The organism is Flavobacterium sp. AK-301 (assembly GCF_058310215.1).
The window spans coordinates 68,711-88,838 of sequence record NZ_JBZEES010000013.1; the positions used below are offsets into that span (position 1 = coordinate 68,711).

Below are 20,128 nucleotides of genomic sequence, written 5' to 3' on the forward strand. Positions count from 1 at the left end.
TTCTTATTGTTTTAAAATGGTAACAGCAACAGGAGTACCATCTTTCAGGCTCATTACACCGGTTGTTAATACAGTATCCAGCGCTTTCAGTCCCGATATAACCACAATTTCTTTATCCGTTCGTGTAGTAGTTTCTATTTTTACTTCTTTCGCCTTACCATTTTCAGCAATAAACAGTTTTTTACCGTTTTGTATAGGAACAACCGCCTCAGTAGGAACAATTAAAGCACCATTCACAAAACTCAGCTCCAGTTCTATAGTTGCAAAAGTTCCCGGTAATAATTTTCCGTCAGGGTTTTGTGCCAAAGCTCTTAATTTTAAAGTACGTGTAGCCACATCAATTTCCGGCTCCATAGCATATACCTTAGCAGAATATTTTTCTCTGGATTCCGCTACTTTAAAGAATATATTAGAATTTACCTTTACCAGATTGGCATATTTTTCAGGAATAGAGAATGTAATTTTTAATTCGTTGTTATTAACAAGTTTAGCAACAAGAGTTGCCGGCGTCAGATACGTTCCCGGAGATACATTGCGCAAACCGATTCGACCCGAAAAAGGAGCTCTTACTGTTGTTTTATGCATTTGTGCTTCGATCAGCTGTGTTTGTGCTTTTGCAGACATCAGATCAGCCCTTAGCATGTCATATTCTTCGTGGCTTATTGCTTCTTTTTCTAAAAGAAGCTTTCCTCTTCGTTCATTCTCTGCTGCCAGATTTTCTTTTGTTTTTGCCTGTGCCATCTGTGCCCGCAGTTCCATATCATTGATTTTAAGAAGTATCTGACCCTTTGTTACCTTACTACCTTCCTCAAAGAAGATACCTTCAATGAGACCATTTACTTCCCCCCGGATTTCTACCTGTTCATCTGCCTCAATAGACCCTGATAATGAAATAGAATTAGAAAAATTTTGTGGTTCCACAACTATACCGTTAACTTTCATGGGAGCAGATTTACCTGACATATTTTTACCCACACCCTCTTTATTCTTGTTCTGTACAATTCTATAACCAATCAGAGAACCAATTCCCACAATTAAAAGGAAGTAAACCAAGTATTTTATTTTCATAATTATGTAAGTGTGATGTATTTTATAAATAGACAACCAATTAACATTCAAAACTAATTTTAAATATTTGGATAGTTAAACTATTTCTGTATTTTTAACAGATTTTAACAATTAAAATATTTGAAAAACAGGTAAGATTCAAAATTTGTAAAAACTTAAAATATTAAAATGATTCAAATACTATAATTCCGGATCATCAGATGTTTTTATCATTATAAAATAATCTGACTATCTACCCATAATTTTAAGTAAACCGCAGGTTTACAAAAGTAAGACTACGATTATTCTAAAAGGTTTAATTGGTCTGATAAAAATTTTACAGTACAATTATTTAGTATTAGATTTGAGAGATAGAGAACTATAATTTTTAAAAAACAAGAGATATGAGTAAAGCCTTGATAATAATAGATATACAGAATGATTATTTTGAAAACGGAGCAATGAGACTGTATCAGTCAGAAGTGGCAGCAGAGAAAGCAGAATTAGTTCTGGAACATTTCAGAAAAAATAATCTACCCATAATACATATACAACATATCGGGATATCTCCGGATGCGACGTTCTTTTTACCCGGAACAAAAGGAGCAGAGATTTACAATAAAGTACAGCCAAAAGGGACTGAAAAAGTTATTGTAAAATATTATCCTAATAGTTTCAGAGAAACCGAATTACTCCATTATTTACAGACCAGTAACATAATAGATTTAGTTATTGTTGGTATGATGACCCATATGTGTGTAGATGCAACCACAAGAGCAGCAAAAGATTTTGGGTTTAACTGTACCGTTATCGGTGATGCCTGTGCAACAAGAGACCTTGAAGTAAATGGTGTTGGTGTAAAAGCACCGGATGTTCAGACTGCTTTTTTAGGAGCATTAGAATTTTTTTATGCAACAGTTGTAACAGCAGAAGATTTTTTAAAAGAAAATAAATAAAACAGCGGTATGGAAAATGTAATTATTTCAGAGAACGGATTTAACAGTAAAGTCCCATATGATAGTATCAGGTCAAACATTGCAGTAGTAAATCTACTTCGGGAAGAAGGTATGGAAGAGGAACAAATCCCACGAGAAGCACTGATAAGTTATTACGTAGATTATTTTATTTCTCAGATCAATAATGGAGGATTTGCACAATTCGTTTATAATTCCGGCCTGAATGAAGAGCTGATTCTAATGATAGAAGAGGGATTGACACTAATGAAGGCAAATGCACACTTAGCTTTTTTCAGAAATAGCTTTAAGTTTGTTAACACTATTCCCGAAGATAAGTTAGAAGTTTTTTTTGAAAGTGAATATTTTGGAGAAAATGAAGTAAGAGAGCTTATTAAAACAAATACCAGCTATGATACAAAAGAAGATCTGATTACTTTAAATGCTGCCTGGTTAAAGAAATTACCTAATCTTAAGGTATTACCTATTGACGAAATGTTTACAGAGTTGGAAAAAGAATTAGGGAAGCCGATCAGTAAAAATTAATTTAAAGAGTTTCTAATTATGAATAAAAGATTGCAGCAAGATTTGGGATTTAAGAGAGTTGCTAAAGAGAATAATTTAAAAAACAGGCTTCTTAATTGAAGCCTGTTTTTTTATAAAATAAAAATTGATTGTGTACTAATTATAATCAGAAATAAATGTTAATATTAGAAAAATATTTATTAAATTAGCTTCATATAAATGAATTGTTTTTTGTTATTTGTTGTTTTAAATAGTAAAAATAATTTAAAATTAATAAAATATTAAGTTTAAAGTATCATTGTTAAATTAGTGTAAAGTATACTGGGAAATAGTAAGTATATTTTTACGTTTATTAGTTGACATTCTTTTGAGATTCATTTTATCTGAAAGAAAAAGTGCAGAATTATGAGAAAGTATTTAGTGTTTGTATCGATTGTTGCGACTTTTTTTTCCTGTAATAAAGAAAAAAAGTTAATAATAAATCCAAAAATTGAATTTTTAGAGCAGGGTTTTACTTTGACTAATCATGATGATTTTGATTATTACAATATAAATATCATAATAGAGGGAAAGTATTATGTTCATTATAATTATCTGTCTTCAGGAACGAGGAAAGGTTTTGCTTATCATGAACTGGATAGTTTTGCTAATTATGATAAACTAAAAGATGCTTATTATAATGTTATATTACAGGATTTTAATAAAAAAGACAGATTGTTTACAAATAAAGAAGGATATGCTATTGTAGATAATAAAATTGTAAAGATAAAACCTTATAAAAGGAATATTAACTAAGCCCCTATTAGCGATGATACGAGAAGCAATTACTATTACGGAAAAGCATAAAAAGTTTATTACTACAATTTGCGAAACAGGAGTAGTTTTTGGATTAAGTAGTAATGAAGGGTTTGCAGTTTCAGATTCTAATGATTTTGAAGATGAAAAAGGGAATCCTGTAGAGATGATTTGTTTTTGGTCTGATACCAATGCAGCAAAAGTATGTGCAAAAAAAGGCTGGGAACACTATGAACCCGAAGCAATCAGTTTATCTGAATTTATAGAAGACTGGTGCGTAGGGATGTATAATGATGGACTTATGGCAGCTACAGAATTTGATTATGATTTAATAGGCTACGAAATAGATCCTTTAGTTTTAATTCTTGAGATAATAACAGAGCTGGAAATTATGAAAAGAACAATACTTCTTACAAAGTTTAAAAATCTTTCCGATCTGGAAAGTCAGATTAATATTATTCTGAATCTTGATACTGAAGATTTTGAAGAATAAGCTAAATTTTTGATTACTGCGTTTGTTTTGTTCAAAATATCAGATTATTGATTATAAGTATTTGTAACATTCAATAATCTGATATTTTATTTAAAAATCGAACCATCTAACAATCAGTTAAATTTTATTTCTTTTAATCATTTTTAAGAAACGGCTTATCAGTGAAATAGAAATAAGTGTTAGCCCTATAATTAATCCAATCCATATTCCCGAAGGTCCCATTTTCATATTAAAAGCTAATAGATAACCTATTGGAAGTCCCACTATCCAGTAAGCTATGAATACTAATATAGTAGGGGTCTTAACATCCTTAATACCACGTAACAGACCTGCTGTAATAGCCTGCGTACTATCCGGAATTTGGAATATTGCAGCAAAGAATAATAATAGAGAAGCCAGTTTAATTACTTTTAAAGAATCTGTTTTCATTAGTTCATCCTCTTTATTGATAAAGAAAGTTGGTAATATATCTTTACAGGCAATAAGGAACATAGCACAAAGCACAGCATAGATTACAGCCGTCCAGATTGTACTTTTACCAATTTTATCAATTTTAAGCCAGTTATGACGACCATAAGCATTACTTACTCTGATAGAACCTGCTTGTGAAAGTCCCATAGAAACCATATAAGTTACAGCAACACAACTAAGCGCAATCTGGTGAGAAGCCTGCTCAATAGCCCCGATAGTTCCGATTATGATACCGGAAACAGCAAAAGCGCCGGACTCCATACCTAATTGTAAACTACTTGGTATGCCGATATGTAAAAGATCTTTTATAGTAGATAATTTCACTTTCCACTGATTTTTTCTGACAGCAATATATTTTCTGAAAGTAGCATGTCTAAGGATAACTAAACACAGAGAGGTAAACAATAAAGTACGGGTAATTAAAGTAGCCCATCCTGCACCTACAAGTTCTAATCTTGGAAATCCCAGGTTACCGTAAATTAGAAGCCAGTTCAGAAAAACGTTTATAGGAAGACCTGAAACAGCCAGTATCATTGCGGTTTTTGTAAATTCAAGACCATCCGTGAACTGTTTTAAGGTCATAAAAAGCAACATTGGAATAATAGACCAACTCATCAGTTTCATAAATGGAACTGCCAGTGTAGCCACTTCAGGATCCTGTCCCAGATGAAATAAAATATTTCGCCCGGAAACCAGTCCAACAGAGATCAGAATAGCTATGATAGAACATAATATAAAACCATTGAAAAAATAATGAGAAACCAGCTGACCATCACGGCGTCCATGAGCCAGAGAGACCATCTGAGAAACAGATATTGTAATACCAATACCAAATACAAAAGGAATATTTAAAGTATTAACAACCAGTGCTGCCGCAGACACTAATTTGTAATCTATTTTTCCAACCATTGCAATATCAATTAAATGCAGTGCCTGTTGTGCCAGTTCCCCTATGATAATAGGTAAAGCTAAACCGATTGTTTTTGGAGCTTCAGTTCTCATTAGAATCTTTAATAATATGAATTTATGAAATATTTATTTTTCAGAAAAAACTAAGAGGTTTTAAATCATAGCCTTACCTTAAACTTCTTCTCTTTTTAAGTCCTACAAAAATTGAATTGTAAAGTGGAGTTTGTAAGAGGATACTGCTTATTCTATATTAATTTAATAAGAAGTATTTAAGAACTGACAAATTTAAAACTTTTAAAGTTCCTAGAGTAAAAAAACAAAAAAAATAGTTTTAAAAAGGTCTTACACTCGGAATTTCGTATAATTAATGTATTATTAACACCTACATGTTTAATTTTTCACTAATTTAGATAACATTTTTCTTTATGAAAAGTATTTTATATAAAGACAATATTGAGATAATAATTTTTGAATATTAGTACTTTACTATTTTAAAAATAAACCAATAACCAATTATTAAATCTTTTATTATTATGAAAAAATTGATGATTACTTTATTTACAGTAGTATTATCTATTAGCGGTTTTGCGCAGAAAACATGGAATTCTGATCCGAATCATTCAAAACTGGGCTTTACTATAACGCACCTGGGGATTTCAGATGTAAAAGGATTCTTTACTAATTTTGATATTAAGATAGTATCATCAAAAGCAGATTTAAGTGATGCTTCAATTACTTTAAAAGCCAATGCAAATTCAATTAATACTTTAATTGAAAATAGAGATAAGCATTTAAAAAGTGCTGATTTTTTTGATGTTGCAACGTATCCTGAACTAGAGTTTGTGAGTAAATCTCTGGAGAAAACAGAAACTCCGGATGTTTATAAACTGACCGGAGATTTGACAATGCATGGTGTTACAAAATCAGTTGTGCTTGATTTTCATTTCAGAGGTATTGCAAAAAATCCCGGAGCAAATAATACAGAAGTAGCCGGTATACAAGTGATTGGTGAATTAAAACGGTCTGATTTTAATATAGGCGGTAAATTTCCTTCTTTATTGATTAGTGATAAAGTAACTATCAAAGCAGATGCTGAGCTTATAAAATAATATATCTTAAAAAACAGAATATGTATAAATTAAAAATAATTTCATCCTCTGTCAGACCAGGAAGAAAAGGTCCTGTTGTAGCAAAATGGGTTGCCGAAATGGTAAAAAAATATAGTGAATTTGATGTCGAAGTACTGGATTTAGGAGAGATCAAACTCCCTTTGATGGATGAGCCTAATCATCCTTCTGTGCAGAAATATGAACATGAGCATACTAAAAAGTGGAGTGCTAAAATTAATGAAGCAGATGCATTTATTTTTGTAACAGCAGAATATGATTTTGGATATCCGTCACCATTGCGAAACGCATTAGAATATCTTTATCATGAATGGGGGTATAAAGCAGCAGGAATTGTAAGTTACGGAGGAGTATCAGCAGGGACAAGAGCCGCTATTTTATTAAAAAACGACTTAGCCACGTTTAAAGTAGTTCCAATATACGAACAGGTTAACTTTCCTTTTTTTACCACTCTTTTCAATGAAGAGAATCAGTTTGTACCAACAGAGCGTTCAGAGAAAGCAGCTCAGAATATGCTTAAAGAACTACTAAGATGGACAAAAGGGTTAAAAACAATAAGAGAAGATAAATAGATTGTTTTCTTTTTTCAGAGGAATAAACAGATAAATCAGATTTTAGGAAATTATGAAAGTAGATATTTGGTCAGATGTAAGATGTCCGTTTTGCTATATTGGAAAACATAAGTTTGAAAAAGCTTTAGAACAGTTTAAACATAAGGATAGTATCGAAGTAGTATGGCATAGTTTTGAATTAGATCCTAATTTAAAAACCCAGCCCGGGAAAGATGCGGCAGAACATCTGGGGGAGATGAAAGGACAGACAAAAGAGTGGGGTGTTCAAATGCATACTCACGTATCTCAGATGGCAAAAGAAGTAGGTCTGGAATTTAATCTTGATAATTCTGTTGTTGCTAATTCTTTTAATGCCCATCGGTTGATTCAGCTGGCAAAGGTAAGAGGTTTAGGAAATGAGATCGAAGAGAAGTTATTTAAAGCTTATTTTACAGATGGTAAAAATATTGATGATATTCTGGTTTTACTTCAATCAGGTCTCGAAATAGGCTTGGATAAACAAGAGTTAACAGAGGTGCTGAATGGAGATGCTTATACCGATGCCGTACATAAAGATGAAGCTCAGGCTGAGATAATAGGAATAAGAGGAGTGCCTTTTTTTATTATGAATAAACAATACAGTGTTTCCGGCGCACAACCACCAGAGGTTTTTCTTAAAACATTAGAGCAGGCATGGTCTTCTTATACTACAATGAATATTGATTCTTTAAATACAATTAATGATGATTCAAGTTGTGGAATAGACGGTAATTGTTAAGTCCAGTTAGTGACCACAAAAGGACTCACTCCACTAGTTAGCGGAGCCACTAATAACATTTTGCATTTCACAAAAAACATCTCACAAAAACAAGTAAATTTGTTCCAAACAATAAAAACAGATGTTAAACATAGTATTGATCGAACCTGAGATCCCTAATAATACAGGAAATATTGGTCGTTTATGTGTAGGAACAGGTTGTAAACTACATTTAGTTCATCCTTTTGGATTTGAAATTTCAGATAAACAGTTAAAGCGTTCAGGATTAGATTACTGGGTGCATTTAGACTGGTATGAATACCAGTCTGTAGAAGAATGGATGGAAAAAACACCGGATGTTTCCCGTGTTTTTTTATTTAGTTCCAATACTCAAAAGTCCTATTTATCAGCCTCTTTTAAAGAAGGGGATTGGTTGGTTTTTGGAAAAGAATCAGTTGGATTAAGTCCTGAAGTTCTGGCGAAATTTGAGAATCATCTTACTATCCCTTCTACAGGATTAGTAAGAAGCTTTAATTTATCAAATTCAGTTGCTTTTGCTATTGGAGAAGCCAGAAGACAAATCAAATTTTAATACCAAATATTACATTATTTGTAAAAGTATTTTGTTTTAAGACAGTTTTTGTTTTTATCTGATAGTAAACATGTTTTTAATTTCATTAAATTAAGAATAAAATTAAACAATATTTATTTGTAATCGATAAAGAAGTGTTTTTTAACTAAAAATTATCAATTAAGATGCGTTTATATTGTTCGAAATAGTGTATTTTTAGACAATGATTCATCAAGATAAAAGAAAAGGTTTTTACTTCAAAAGATATGAAGCTTCTTATCAATCTCCTTTTGATAAACTTTTTGAGATTTTTATGGAGCTGATCACGCATACTTCAGGAGATTTAGAAGAAGCTCTGAGTTGGTTACGTGAATTAGATACAGAATATAAACTTACAGATGATAAGTATACTATTGATGATTTTATAGAAGATCTAAAGAAAAAAGGCTATATCCGGGAAGAGATTAAAGAAGATGGAACAGGAGGAGTAGAGATTACTGCAAAAACCGAACGTGCTATTCGACAACAGGCTCTGGATCAGATTTTTGGTAACCTGAAACAAAGAGGTTCCGGAAATCATAAAACAAAATATATAGGTACAGGAGACGAACATACAGGAGAATTACGTGAGTTCCGTTTTGGAGACGGTTTAGAACATATTTCTCTTACAGAAAGCCTTCGCAATGCTCAGATCAATAACGGAATTGAAGCTTTTTACCTTACAGAAAATGATTTAGTTGTAGAAGAAACACAATTTAAATCTCAGATGAGTACCATATTAATGATTGATATCAGTCACAGTATGATCTTATATGGAGAAGACCGAATTACTCCTGCTAAAAAAGTGGCAATGGCACTTGCCGAAATGATTACAACACAATATCCAAAAGACACTTTAGATATTCTGGTTTTTGGTAACGATGCCCGGACAATTGCAATTAAAGATTTGCCTTATTTAAAAGTAGGTCCTTATCATACCAATACCGTTGCAGGTTTACAGTTAGCAATGGATCTGCTTCGCAGAAAGCGTAATACGAATAAACAAATCTTTATGATTACAGATGGTAAACCGAGTTGTGTCAAAGAAAAAGACGGAAGTTATTATATGAACAGTAACGGCCTGGATGAGTACATTGTTGATAAATGCTACAGTATGGCACAACAGGCTCGAAAATTACATATTCCTATCACTACCTTTATGATTGCTCAGGATCCCTATTTGCAGAGGTTTATATCTCATTTTACAGAGGAAAATCAGGGAAAAGCATTCTATACAGGGTTAAAAGGCTTAGGAGAAATGATCTTTGAAGATTACGAACAGAACAGAAAGAAACGTATAAAAGGATAAATAAAACGATTGATAAAAGAACCATTTATAAGAAGAACTAAAACAATATGACTGATTATAAAAATATAACCACTTTAGGCGCTCTTAAAAAGGCAGGTTATCAGACCAAAGGCATAAAAGAGGAGTTACGAGATAATTTAAGAGAACGTATTGTAAAAGGAATTACCACCTTTGAAGGAGTTCACGGATATGAAAATACAGTTATTCCGGAACTGGAAAGAGCGATACTTTCACGTCATAATATTAACCTTCTCGGTTTGAGAGGTCAGGCAAAAACACGTCTGGCAAGATTAATGATAAATTTACTAGATGAATGGATTCCTGTTGTAGCAGGATCAGAGATTAATGATGATCCGTTACACCCTATTTCCAGGTTTTCTCAGGATCTGATCGCAGAGAAAGGAGATAAAACGCCCGTTGAGTGGCTTCACAGAAGTGAACGTTATTATGAAAAACTGGCAACTCCGGATGTTACAATGGCAGATCTGATAGGCGATGTAGATCCGATTAAAGCAGCAAATCTTAAATTATCATATGCAGATGAAAGAGTAATCCATTTTGGAATGATACCGCGTGCTAATCGTTGCCTTTTTGTGATAAATGAATTACCGGATCTTCAAGCCCGTATTCAGGTTGCTCTTTTTAATATTTTACAAGAAGGAGATATACAGATTAGGGGATTTAAACTTAGAATGTCTTTAGATGTTCAGTTTGTTTTCACTGCTAATCCAGAAGATTATACAAACAGAGGAAGTATTGTAACTCCTCTAAAAGACAGAATAGGTTCTCAGATTCTGACACATTATCCAGAGGACATTAGTACTGCCAGAACAATAACAGAGCAAGAAGCAAAACCGGATTTGCATCAGAGTGATTCTGTTTATATTCCTTTATTAGCAAGAGATATAATTGAACAGATTCGTTTTGAAGCATGTGAAAGTGAATACGTTGATAATAAAAGTGGCGTTAGCGCCCGTATGAGTATTACAGCTCTTGAAAATTTATTGAGTACGGCAGAACGCAGGGTTTTAAGATCAGGAGAGACAAAAACAACAGTACGATTATCTGATTTTATGGGAATTATTCCCGCTATTACAGGGAAAATAGAATTAGTTTATGAAGGAGAGCAGGAAGGAGCTACATTTGTAGCAGAGCAGTTAATAGGAAATGCTGTGCATACTTTATTTCCGGTTTATTTTCCAAAAATAGAAAAACTGGAACGACAAGAAGATAAAAGTCCTTATCAAGAAGTTGTTGACTGGTTTTTTGCAGAAACAGGATTTGAGTTGTTAGACGATCTGACAGATACAGAATACCAAAAGCAATTAGATTCTGTTATTCCTTTAAAACAACTAATGCTGAAATACCAGCCGGATATAAAAACAGAAGATCAGAAATTTTTTAAAGAATTTATTCTCTGGGGATTAGCAGAGTATAATAAATTAAGTAAAGACAGAGTAGAATCCGGCTATCAATTTAAAGATATTTATGGAAGTTATATAGGGCGATTATAAAAATATAATGTGGTTCAGATTTAGGGATTGAGCTTGCACGAAAGTGCAAGCTTTTTTTGTTACCAAATAAAGAGAGAAAATGTGTTATAAATACTAAAACACCCCATAAGTTGTGAGCTCTAGTAATAATTTAGATTATTAAGAAAATGTAATGTATCCTAATTAAAATTGATTTTAGATTACAAGAATTAGTTTGGGTATTTATTATTAAGCTTTTTTGTTTTCTAATTAAATATTTTAATGTTAAAAATCACTTAATAATCTCACAATGACTCATAATGACTCATAATGACCCTCTTTATTTGTCTTGTTTTATGATTTCATTCCTACCTTTGTATAGTTTAAAAAATTTTAAGATTATTGCTTTTTTAGCAAAAAAATAAAATCTTTTAGACATATAATAAATAATTTTTCAACAATGAAAATAATAGTAATTGTCGGTTTCCTTTTGGGTAGCTTATATTGTTTTGCTCAGTCCGGTAAATTTCCGCATCCGGATGCAGTAGTAGATTTTAATACTAATGATAAAGGCTTACGTGTACCGAGAGTGTCCCTTTTTAGACCATCATTGTCTTTTCCGCTTAATGAGCACACTGAAGGGATGGTAGTCTATAATGATACAGATAAATGGGGTGTTACAGAAGGATTATACTATAATGACGGACGTCAATGGATTAGAGCATCAAGTAATAGTGGAGGTTGTGATTGTGGAGATAATATTAGGACACTACCTTCTGCTCCATATGAAATTTTCCCCGATGATTGCTTTGTGTACGCTGAATCAAGTCAACAGCAACAGATAAAATTTATTTTGCCGGCACCGGCAGGATTAAAAGGAAAATCATTTTTTATTACCTCCAGTAGTGTTTATGCAACAGTGAATGGTGTTTCTGTTAAAAGTAATGATATTGTTACTGCCACCTCCCTCTGGAGTCATGTTCAGGCTATAAGTACTGGTACTGTCTGGATTATTATGAAGAGATTGTAAGGGTGGGGATGCTATTCGGGAGCTACTGTTAAAAATGGTTATGATATATAAAAAAAGGTCAACTTTAAGTAAAAGCAAACCTCTTTATATTTATATACTTTTTAAGATAGTCTTAATTATATCCAGGAATCAGAGAATTCTTCATCAGCAAAAGCTTCTGCTAATCCCGAAATTTGTTTCAGTCGTAATACTTCATCTGGATCCATACCTAATTCCTTACCGATACGTTCATTACTCCAGTTATGTTTTTTTAATAAAGTTACAAGATTTGCAGATAATTCAATCTGATGCGTCCCTCTTGCCATATTGTGTCTTACGGTAGCTGTTATGCGATCCTCTATATTTTTGTTTAGTTTTACTACCGGTAAATAACCATGAAGACTTTGTTGTATATTTTTTTCTTTACTACATATAGCAGTACGATGGAAACCATCTACGACTATATATTCTCCTTCTTTTTTATCTTCGGCAACTACAACAGGCATCGTTAATCCATCTTTCTGAATAGATAATTTTAAAAGTTTCATTTCGGGTGGTGCAACTTTATTTGGGTTATAATCGTTTTTCTTTACTTTTTTAATTGGCACTAATGATACATTGAGAGCCGGATGCTCAATTTCTAAAAAGTCATATAGTAACTGAGCACATTCATTATAAATCTGTACTTTTTTATCTAAAGGGGAATTTTTATATTGTTCTAGCATAAAAGAAATCATAAATTCATATATTTTAGTATTATTTGTTGTTGTTTTTCTAAATCTCTTTTTGTCGGACCAAAAGAAAGACCCTCACACCAGTAATCATTTTTAAGTAATACTCTGCATATTCTTCGCCATGAAGGAGCCTGACGTTTAGCCTCTAATCTGGGGTCTGCTATATCAGGAATAACTTTCATTCCTTTAGCCTGCCACCAGTAGACGAATTTTTTTATTTTTTTTAAATAATGTATCCGTAAAAATGGAGGCATTGTGTTTAATAGAAAGAAAGTATAACTTTCATAAGTATGTCCGGGAGGTAGTATTAATTTGTACTGACCCCATTTTATATTCTTATTTTCTCCATATCGACCTCCAAAATTAACACCTTCAACTCTGTTAATAAGTTTAGCCCATGTTTCGGGCTCCAGAATTTTAAACAGATAAAGCCCTTTACGTTGATCATCTCCAAAAGGCTGACACAATCGTTGTTTATGAATAGAAATTCCAGCCAGATGCATCAGATCATATGTTTTGTTATAATCAAATTTCATTTTTCCATTAGCAATCCATATATCACTGGTTTTCCAGTCATAAATTGGATAAAAATTATAGACATTATTCGTTTTTTTAGTGCTCCACATTAATTCATTAAATGTTTTTTTTCGAGAATTTCTTATAGTACGAAATCTGTTAAGACTTTCATCTGTGCGTATTCCCACTAAACAAGCTGTTTTTTCATCTTCAGAAAACCATTTACTAAATTCCGGAACAAATTCTTCAAACTCCATTCCTCTCTTAAAGAAAGGAAAATAAGTTTCATCAGAAATCACACCATTTTCTTTTGGAAGCGGACGAATCCAGTTTTCTCTTTTTTCCGGATCCCAGCACATCCAGTGAGATTGAAACTGACTGATAGAATTTCGTAATCGGATGGGCAGACAAATCCAATACGATTTTATTTCTTTTCGATTCAGTGTTTTAGTGACATAATCAATAGTATGCTTATATTGTGCTTCCAGATCAATGAATAAAACACGTACAGGTAGTTTATTATGTTTTTTTGCAGCTTCAATAGCCATATTTAGCATTACTCCACTATCTTTTCCACCACTAAAAGAGATATAAATCTTAGAAAAATGACTGAAAATATAATCAATCCGCGATTGAGCTTCTATATAAACGTTTTTTTTCTGATATTTTTTTTCCATGAAATTAACTTCGTTTTTCTTTTTGCTTTTTTCATCATAAATAATTATATTATAGAGAATAATTTTATGTAAAAAAGAGTATTTAGTATGTTAAAATAAAAAATATATCTAAAAGTACTAATTTAAAGTACAATTTTAAAAAATATGACTACGCAAATCTACACTAGATAAAAAAATTAACTTAATTGTGTTTTTTTTAAGATTTTCTTTACATTTTGTTTTATTACAAAAAAAGAATTTATATTCAAAATATGATAAAGTTGACCATATGATAGAGTATAGTAAAAGAGTCATAGTGAACCTATTTTAAATCTTTCCGATTTTCGACTCCGAGAACTTTAAAACCTTAAACAAAAATGACTGAAAACAAAAAACCTTACTATTTCCAGTAAGGTTTTTTGTGAAGGCAGAAGGATTCGAACCTTCGACCGCCTGCTTAGAAGGCAGGTGCTCTATCCAGCTGAGCTATGCCTCCAATCTTAATATGTATTACTAAAATAGCTTGTTACGATTAAGAATAAACTATCCGACATTATAAAATGATTTGAAACACTAATATTTAGCAAAGAAACAATTTTCTAAAATTAATTGCAAGAATAATAGCCTTGTTTATTGTAATTTTTATAATATTTTTTTTTAAAGAAGTGGTATTTTACTGATTACTAAAACGAAGCATAAAAAGATACCGGGGACGTTTATAAAAATTAAAGCCCGTCTTCAATAATGACGAGCTTTGATTTTAGAAGTATTGTATACTTAACTGTTTTATCTTGAAGTTGCAATAACAAAATTCAGTTTCAGTTTAGAGCCTACCTGTAATAGATCCACTAAATCCTGTACCTGAAGATTGTAAGGAATACGTATGATTACTGTTTTATCACCACTTGAGGCTGTTTTATCTCTCAGGAGACTTTCGATCTGATCAAAAGAAACTTCTTGTTTGTCAATAAAATACTGCTTATCCTCTGTTACGGATAAACTAAGATGCTGTTTTTTTGTTGTTTCATTGCTTTCCGCCTTTGGCAACATCAGTTTAATAACATTTGGATTTGCAAGAGTGGATATAATAAGGAAAAATAATAATAAAAAGAACATGATATCGCTCATAGACGATGTCGGTATCTCTGCCGAAAAACGTTTATTTCTTTTGATTCTCATTTTGTGGCTCTTGGATTATATTGATAAGATCTAAAACTTGTTTCTGAACATTTAAAGAAAAATGATCAATCATCATATTCAGTAAGTGATAAGCAGAATAGGCAATTACACCTACTACTAAACCGGCACCACTACTGATCATTTTTTCATACAGACCACCTGAAATATTACCGATGCTGATATTCTCCGAAATAGAGATATTATAGAATATTTTAATAACCCCCGATATCGTACCGATAAAACCGAGAATAGGAGCAATCCCGGAAATTAATCCAAGGTAACCCAGCCCTTTTTCCATCTGTGCAATTTCTAGGTTAGTTCTTTTTTCCATTACCGATTCTATTTCACTAATAGGACGACCAATAATAGAAATTCCACTTTCCAGAATATTTCCTGAAGCAGTATTAGTTCTGTTGCATAATGTTGCAGCTATTTCCACTTTACCGGATCTCAGTTCATATCTTACGTTGTTCATAAGATCTTTATCCTGCCTGCCTGCCTTTTTAATAGAAATATAGCGTTCAAAAATGATATAAAAAGTAAAAAACAATAAGATACATATCGGAACAATCATTATTCCGCCTTTCATTAAAAATTGTAAATAGGAAACTTCTTTAGTACCAACCTGTTCTGCAAGTGTAGCAGGAATATTACTTGCGATGGTATCTATTTGCAATAGAAAATTTGAAATAATCATAAAAAATATTCTTTATTTAAGGGTGAAATTTACTATACTGTATAAACGATTTTTGTCGGAAAATGTTATACAGATCTGTATTTTTATCAAAGATATATATTATGCTATAAATAGTTCTGTTTTTTTTAAAATTAGCACAAAAATAACGCTTTTTTCAGTTAAAATAAAAATAGTAAAAATTCTTAGTTATCAGTTAAAAGACTATTGTTAATAATTTCAGTTATTTTAAGATGCTATGTTTGAATATTTTGTAAATTCGCGGTTTAAAATTTTAATTTTCTGTGGGAAAAAATCATCAATTAGTTCACAAACTATCAGCAGCAGGATTATTAGTTACTTTAGGAATTATATTTGGTGATATCGGAACATCTCCATTATATGTTCTGAAAGCCATTATAGGTTCTCATGTCATTAATGCAGACGATGTAAAAGGCGCTATTTCCTGTATTTTCTGGACACTTACTTTACAGACTACAGTAAAGTATGTTATCATTACGCTTCAGGCGGACAATAAAGGAGAAGGAGGGATTTTTTCTCTGTATACTTTAATTCGAAAAACAAAAGTAAAATGGCTTATTTTCCCTGCAATTATCGGAGGAAGTACACTTTTGGCGGACGGAATTATTACACCTCCTATTTCTGTATCATCAGCAGTAGAAGGATTAAGGGTTCTGAATCCAAATATCCAGACTATACCAATTGTTTTAATAATTATAACCTTATTGTTCTCCATTCAGCAGTTTGGCACTAAGTTTTTGGGGAAATTTTTTGGACCTGTAATGTTCGTCTGGTTTTCTACTTTAGGAGTACTTGGTGTGATTCAGTTAAGTACTAATGTAGGTGTTATTACCGCTTTGAATCCTTATTATGCTTATAAACTGTTATTCGATCATCCTGAAGGTTTCTTGATTTTGGGTGCGGTATTTTTATGTACCACAGGAGCAGAGGCTTTATATTCTGATTTGGGACATTGCGGAAAACAGAATATTCGGGTAAGCTGGATTTTTGTGAAAACTACTTTAGTTTTAAATTACTTTGGACAAGGAGCCTGGTTAATTGCACACGAAGGACAGACCCTAGCGCAAACAGGAGCTACAAATCCTTTTTATGCAATTATGCCGGATTGGTTTATGCCGATAGGTATTGGTTTAGCAACCTTAGCAGCTGTTGTTGCCAGTCAGGCGATGATTAGTGGTTCATTCACACTGATAAATGAGGCTATTCGTTTGAATTTCTGGCCCAAAGTAAAAATAAAATATCCGACAGAATTAAAAGGTCAATTGTATATTCCTTCTGTAAACTGGATGCTTTGGGCGGGCTGTATCGTGATTGTTTTACACTTTAAAGAATCATCCGGAATGGATGCTGCTTATGGACTGGCAATTGTAATGACCATGCTGATGACTACAACGCTACTTAATTTTTATATGATTCTAAAACGATATAATCCTGTATTAATAGCACTCTGTATCACAATGTATGCTATAATAGAGGTTTCCTTTCTGATCGCTAACTTAAGTAAATTTATGCACGGAGGGTATATTACTATTTTGATAGCTACTATGTTAATGACAACCATGCTGATTTGGTATTATGCCAGAAAAATCAGAAATCGTTATGTTGCATTCGTTAAGTTAAATGATTATTTACCGATATTAGCAGATCTGAGCAGAGATTTAAGCGTTTCTAAATATGCAAGTCATTTGGTGTATCTGACCAGTGCAGATAATCGCAATGAAATAGAGTCTAAGATTATGTATTCTATTATACACAAACAGCCTAAAAGGGCAGATATTTATTGGTTTGTTCATGTAGATGTAGTCGATGAACCATATTGTATGGAATATAAAGTAAGTGAGTTTATTCATGATGATGTGATCCGTATCGATTTTCGTTTAGGATTCCGTATTGTACCGCGCGTTAATTTGATGTTTAAAAAAGTAGTAGAAGATATGGTAAAATCAAAAGAAGTAGATATTACTAGTCGTTACGCTTCTCTGAATAAAAATAATATTATAGGTGATTTTAGATTTGTTATTATTGAGAAATTTGTTTCCTATGAAAATGACTTACCTTTCTATGAAAAACTGATACTTGATGGCTATAGTGTATTAAGACGTTTAGGCTTAGCCGAAGACAGAGCTTTCGGATTAGATTCCAGTTCACTTACCATTGAATCTTTTCCTCTGATTATTGGACCACAGAAAGAAGTACATATGACAAGAGTAAAATAATAAAGATTTATAAAAAACCGGGCTGTCTTTTTCAGACAGCCCGGTTAGTTACTACCGAATCTGATCTTTATTTTGGTAGTTGTTTAAATTCAGTATTCTTAGCCATTAAAAAATCCATTACTTTCAGAACATCATTATCATCAAAGATTGTTTTTGCTTTAGGATCACTATCGCAATACTCAAGAAAGAGATCCACCTGATCCGGTTTCAGTTTTAAAGTTTTGATAAAAAAACTCTGATCATAAGTTGTTTCAGCTAGTTCTTTAAACTCTATTTTTGGAGAAGTTTTTTTCTTTCTGAACAGATTAAGCAACTCTTTTCCTATTTTGACAAAATCCATTCCGCTCTCAATAGTTCCATCGTAGACAAATCTGTTTTTGGGAACCAGTTTTTGTTCATCAAAATAGTGTTGATATACAATTTTCTGAGAATTAAAATCAAGAGCAACCGGGAGAACCGGTTTTTTAATTACAATTTCAGGAAGTTCCTCTGATTTTTTTGTCAGAGTAACGATCAGATTATTTTTATCAATATCCTCCTGAGTTAAAAGTACTTTGTTATACTCATAGATTTTGGAAAAAAAGATTAGTACATCTTCTGCGTTTACTAGCATAGAGAATGTACCCATATCATCTGTAACTGTGGTTTTCTTTGAAACCAGATCAATTACTTCTATTCCTTTAACAGGAACATTATCAGATAAAACTTTACCCTGAATTAGTTTTTCTGTCTGAGAAAAGCTTATTTGTGATACGAAAAATAATAGTACTATAAAAAGTTTGGTTTTGATCATAAATAGGTTAGTAATAAAATTAATAAATTTATTATTGATTAAATATACTAAAAAAACAAGTATACTACTAATTATTTAAGAGCACTCTTTCATATATTCTCAATACAATAGAAGAGAGAAATAAAATATAGAACCATACCATTGGGATCATGCTAAATGAATATTTGACTTTTTTTGTAATATAGTATAAGCTTGTAAATACATAAAATATAAGAATAATGATAGAAATCACATAATAGCTTAAGATAGTATCTTATTATGAATTACTAAAAAATTATATCTTAAAAAAATTATATTTTGGTTTTTATTACTATAATTAAAAGATAAAATTAGATCAAATATTTTGATAGAAGCCTTTATCTAATAGTAATAGCTATACTAAAACTATTCTTTTTTCCGTTTAATTTTTCTATCAGAATTTTCGTAATCATCCAGAATATATAAATCACAAATTATGATGAAAAAAAAAATTATTTTAAGTTTTTTAATACTAAGTGTATTATTATTAGCGAAACAAGTAAGAGCCCAAATAAGAAGTGGAGGTGTAGGTATAGGCACTCATACACCAGATGCTTCAGCCATGCTGGAGGTTAAATCTGATAGTAAAGGAGTACTTATTCCTCATATAGAGTTACAATCGGAAACATCTTATCGACCTATAGCACTTAAGCCTACTAACGGTTTATTGGTATATAATGTAACTAAAAAAGGCGGACTGGAAGAAGGATTCTACTATTGGGTTGACAATAAATGGTACCTTTTAGTAGATAAAGAAAACGCTGAAATAATTTCAGGGAATTCTTTTCATACCGGAAAAGGTGTGCCTCTTGCTTCATTAGGGAATAACGAAGATATTTATCTCAATCTGGATAATAGCAAACTCTATATGAAAGAAAGCAGGATATGGCAAGAGAAAGCCTTATTACAAGGTCCCAAAGGTGAAAAAGGAAATACCGGAAACAGAGGGTTAGTTGGTCCCACAGGTCCAGAGGGAGCACAAGGTATTGCCGGTAAGATTGGTCCCACAGGTCCGCAAGGAGCGCAAGGTATTGCCGGTAAGATTGGTCCCGCAGGTCCGCAAGGAGCACAAGGCATTGCCGGTAAGATTGGTCCCACAGGTCCAGAGGGAGCGCAAGGTATTGCCGGTAAGATTGGTCCCACAGGTCCAGAGGGAGCGCAAGGTATTGCCGGTAAGATTGGTCCCGCAGGTCCACAGGGAGCGCAAGGTATTGCCGGTAAGATTGGTCCCACAGGTCCAGAGGGAGCGCAAGGTATTGCCGGTAAGATTGGT

Annotated in this window: 20 protein-coding genes and 1 tRNA gene; 13 read left to right on the plus strand and 8 right to left on the minus strand. The window is 32.4% G+C overall.

All coding sequences use genetic code 11. The features are described 5' to 3' along the window. Positions 1-3: 3 nt before the first annotated feature. Positions 4-1,068, minus strand: coding sequence for an efflux RND transporter periplasmic adaptor subunit (locus AC4FQX_RS13705; protein ID WP_491168281.1), 1,065 nt, complete (start codon positions 1,066-1,068; stop codon positions 4-6). A 383-nt stretch (positions 1,069-1,451) separates the two neighbouring features. Between AC4FQX_RS13705 and AC4FQX_RS13710 the strand changes: the two genes are divergently transcribed. The 4 genes from AC4FQX_RS13710 (at position 1,452) to AC4FQX_RS13725 (ending at position 3,813) form a co-directional block, all read left to right on the plus strand. Next, positions 1,452-2,003, plus strand: coding sequence for a cysteine hydrolase family protein (locus AC4FQX_RS13710; protein ID WP_491168282.1), 552 nt, complete (start codon positions 1,452-1,454; stop codon positions 2,001-2,003). Between the two features lie 9 nt (positions 2,004-2,012). Next, positions 2,013-2,546, plus strand: coding sequence for a DMP19 family protein (locus AC4FQX_RS13715; protein ID WP_491168283.1), 534 nt, complete (start codon positions 2,013-2,015; stop codon positions 2,544-2,546). A gap of 384 nt (positions 2,547-2,930) precedes the next feature. Further along, complete coding sequence (locus tag AC4FQX_RS13720; RefSeq protein ID WP_491168284.1) at positions 2,931-3,320, plus strand: hypothetical protein; 390 nt, start codon at positions 2,931-2,933, stop codon at positions 3,318-3,320. 13 nt (positions 3,321-3,333) lie between these two features. Then, complete coding sequence (locus tag AC4FQX_RS13725; protein WP_491168285.1) at positions 3,334-3,813, plus strand: DUF2750 domain-containing protein; 480 nt, start codon at positions 3,334-3,336, stop codon at positions 3,811-3,813. 117 nt (positions 3,814-3,930) lie between these two features. Here AC4FQX_RS13725 and AC4FQX_RS13730 read toward each other — a convergent pair whose 3' ends face one another. Beyond that, positions 3,931-5,286 (minus strand): MATE family efflux transporter, encoded by a 1,356-nt coding sequence (locus AC4FQX_RS13730; RefSeq protein ID WP_491168286.1) that lies wholly within the window; start codon positions 5,284-5,286, stop codon positions 3,931-3,933. A gap of 440 nt (positions 5,287-5,726) precedes the next feature. Between AC4FQX_RS13730 and AC4FQX_RS13735 the strand changes: the two genes are divergently transcribed. The 7 genes from AC4FQX_RS13735 to AC4FQX_RS13765 all read left to right on the plus strand — a co-directional run bounded on the left by AC4FQX_RS13735 (position 5,727) and on the right by AC4FQX_RS13765 (position 12,049). Next, entirely contained in the window at positions 5,727-6,302 is a 576-nt protein-coding gene (locus AC4FQX_RS13735) for a YceI family protein (protein ID WP_491168287.1), read from the plus strand. Positions 6,303-6,322: 20 nt separating this feature from the next. After that, positions 6,323-6,892 (plus strand): NADPH-dependent FMN reductase, encoded by a 570-nt coding sequence (locus AC4FQX_RS13740; RefSeq protein WP_491168288.1) that lies wholly within the window; start codon positions 6,323-6,325, stop codon positions 6,890-6,892. A gap of 52 nt (positions 6,893-6,944) precedes the next feature. Beyond that, complete coding sequence (locus AC4FQX_RS13745; RefSeq protein WP_491168289.1) at positions 6,945-7,649, plus strand: DsbA family oxidoreductase; 705 nt, start codon at positions 6,945-6,947, stop codon at positions 7,647-7,649. Positions 7,650-7,770: 121 nt separating this feature from the next. Then, entirely contained in the window at positions 7,771-8,220 is a 450-nt protein-coding gene (locus AC4FQX_RS13750) for a tRNA (cytidine(34)-2'-O)-methyltransferase (RefSeq protein ID WP_491168290.1), read from the plus strand. Between the two features lie 202 nt (positions 8,221-8,422). Beyond that, positions 8,423-9,547 carry a vWA domain-containing protein gene (locus AC4FQX_RS13755; RefSeq protein WP_491168291.1) on the plus strand — a complete coding sequence of 375 codons (1,125 nt, stop codon included), beginning with the start codon at positions 8,423-8,425 and terminating at the stop codon, positions 9,545-9,547. Positions 9,548-9,594: 47 nt separating this feature from the next. After that, entirely contained in the window at positions 9,595-11,061 is a 1,467-nt protein-coding gene (locus AC4FQX_RS13760) for a magnesium chelatase (protein ID WP_491168293.1), read from the plus strand. 418 nt (positions 11,062-11,479) lie between these two features. Continuing rightward, positions 11,480-12,049: a phage tail-like protein gene (locus tag AC4FQX_RS13765; RefSeq protein ID WP_491168294.1), complete on the plus strand. Its 570-nt coding sequence runs from the start codon at positions 11,480-11,482 to the stop codon at positions 12,047-12,049. Positions 12,050-12,165: 116 nt separating this feature from the next. On the opposite strand, the gene AC4FQX_RS13770 is transcribed toward AC4FQX_RS13765, so the two are convergent. From AC4FQX_RS13770 to AC4FQX_RS13790, 5 genes are all read right to left on the minus strand, one after another. Beyond that, positions 12,166-12,765, minus strand: coding sequence for an IbrB-like domain-containing protein (locus AC4FQX_RS13770; protein WP_491168295.1), 600 nt, complete (start codon positions 12,763-12,765; stop codon positions 12,166-12,168). Beyond that, the gene (locus AC4FQX_RS13775; RefSeq protein ID WP_491168296.1) at positions 12,762-13,955 is read right to left on the minus strand and encodes a phosphoadenosine phosphosulfate reductase; all 1,194 of its coding nucleotides are present in this window, start codon (positions 13,953-13,955) and stop codon (positions 12,762-12,764) included. The genes AC4FQX_RS13770 and AC4FQX_RS13775 overlap by 4 nt, the downstream gene beginning before the upstream one ends. A 401-nt stretch (positions 13,956-14,356) precedes the next feature. After that, positions 14,357-14,430 (minus strand) — tRNA-Arg (locus tag AC4FQX_RS13780). A 290-nt stretch (positions 14,431-14,720) separates the two neighbouring features. Then, entirely contained in the window at positions 14,721-15,113 is a 393-nt protein-coding gene (locus tag AC4FQX_RS13785) for an ExbD/TolR family protein (protein WP_491168297.1), read from the minus strand. Continuing rightward, positions 15,094-15,810, minus strand: coding sequence for a MotA/TolQ/ExbB proton channel family protein (locus AC4FQX_RS13790; protein WP_491168298.1), 717 nt, complete (start codon positions 15,808-15,810; stop codon positions 15,094-15,096). The genes AC4FQX_RS13785 and AC4FQX_RS13790 overlap by 20 nt, the downstream gene beginning before the upstream one ends. 281 nt (positions 15,811-16,091) lie before the next feature. Here AC4FQX_RS13790 and AC4FQX_RS13795 point away from each other — a divergent pair, with 281 nt between their 5' ends. Continuing rightward, positions 16,092-18,044: a KUP/HAK/KT family potassium transporter gene (locus AC4FQX_RS13795; protein ID WP_491168299.1), complete on the plus strand. Its 1,953-nt coding sequence runs from the start codon at positions 16,092-16,094 to the stop codon at positions 18,042-18,044. A gap of 67 nt (positions 18,045-18,111) precedes the next feature. On the opposite strand, the gene AC4FQX_RS13800 is transcribed toward AC4FQX_RS13795, so the two are convergent. Continuing rightward, a complete protein-coding gene (locus AC4FQX_RS13800; RefSeq protein ID WP_491168300.1) occupies positions 18,112-18,837 on the minus strand; it encodes a BamP family beta-assembly machinery protein in 726 nt (241 codons plus the stop codon). A 454-nt stretch (positions 18,838-19,291) separates the two neighbouring features. On the opposite strand from AC4FQX_RS13800, the gene AC4FQX_RS13805 reads away from it, so the two are divergent. Then, on the plus strand, positions 19,292-20,128 hold an 837-nt coding region (locus AC4FQX_RS13805; protein ID WP_491168301.1), incomplete at its 3' end, for a phage tail-like protein.

Excerpts from the sequence above, each read along its gene's own strand:
- AC4FQX_RS13705 (WP_491168281.1), bottom strand. The coding sequence starts at position 1,068 with ATGAAAATAAAATACTTGGTTTACTTCCTTTTAATTGTGGGAATTGGT.
- AC4FQX_RS13710 (WP_491168282.1), top strand. The coding sequence starts at position 1,452 with ATGAGTAAAGCCTTGATAATAATAGATATACAGAATGATTATTTTGAA.
- AC4FQX_RS13715 (WP_491168283.1), top strand. The coding sequence starts at position 2,013 with ATGGAAAATGTAATTATTTCAGAGAACGGATTTAACAGTAAAGTCCCA.
- AC4FQX_RS13720 (WP_491168284.1), top strand. The coding sequence starts at position 2,931 with ATGAGAAAGTATTTAGTGTTTGTATCGATTGTTGCGACTTTTTTTTCC.
- AC4FQX_RS13725 (WP_491168285.1), top strand. The coding sequence starts at position 3,334 with ATGATACGAGAAGCAATTACTATTACGGAAAAGCATAAAAAGTTTATT.
- AC4FQX_RS13730 (WP_491168286.1), bottom strand. The coding sequence starts at position 5,286 with ATGAGAACTGAAGCTCCAAAAACAATCGGTTTAGCTTTACCTATTATC.
- AC4FQX_RS13735 (WP_491168287.1), top strand. The coding sequence starts at position 5,727 with ATGAAAAAATTGATGATTACTTTATTTACAGTAGTATTATCTATTAGC.
- AC4FQX_RS13740 (WP_491168288.1), top strand. The coding sequence starts at position 6,323 with ATGTATAAATTAAAAATAATTTCATCCTCTGTCAGACCAGGAAGAAAA.
- AC4FQX_RS13745 (WP_491168289.1), top strand. The coding sequence starts at position 6,945 with ATGAAAGTAGATATTTGGTCAGATGTAAGATGTCCGTTTTGCTATATT.
- AC4FQX_RS13750 (WP_491168290.1), top strand. The coding sequence starts at position 7,771 with ATGTTAAACATAGTATTGATCGAACCTGAGATCCCTAATAATACAGGA.
- AC4FQX_RS13755 (WP_491168291.1), top strand. The coding sequence starts at position 8,423 with ATGATTCATCAAGATAAAAGAAAAGGTTTTTACTTCAAAAGATATGAA.
- AC4FQX_RS13760 (WP_491168293.1), top strand. The coding sequence starts at position 9,595 with ATGACTGATTATAAAAATATAACCACTTTAGGCGCTCTTAAAAAGGCA.
- AC4FQX_RS13765 (WP_491168294.1), top strand. The coding sequence starts at position 11,480 with ATGAAAATAATAGTAATTGTCGGTTTCCTTTTGGGTAGCTTATATTGT.
- AC4FQX_RS13770 (WP_491168295.1), bottom strand. The coding sequence starts at position 12,765 with ATGATTTCTTTTATGCTAGAACAATATAAAAATTCCCCTTTAGATAAA.
- AC4FQX_RS13775 (WP_491168296.1), bottom strand. The coding sequence starts at position 13,955 with ATGGAAAAAAAATATCAGAAAAAAAACGTTTATATAGAAGCTCAATCG.
- AC4FQX_RS13785 (WP_491168297.1), bottom strand. The coding sequence starts at position 15,113 with ATGAGAATCAAAAGAAATAAACGTTTTTCGGCAGAGATACCGACATCG.
- AC4FQX_RS13790 (WP_491168298.1), bottom strand. The coding sequence starts at position 15,810 with ATGATTATTTCAAATTTTCTATTGCAAATAGATACCATCGCAAGTAAT.
- AC4FQX_RS13800 (WP_491168300.1), bottom strand. The coding sequence starts at position 18,837 with ATGATCAAAACCAAACTTTTTATAGTACTATTATTTTTCGTATCACAA.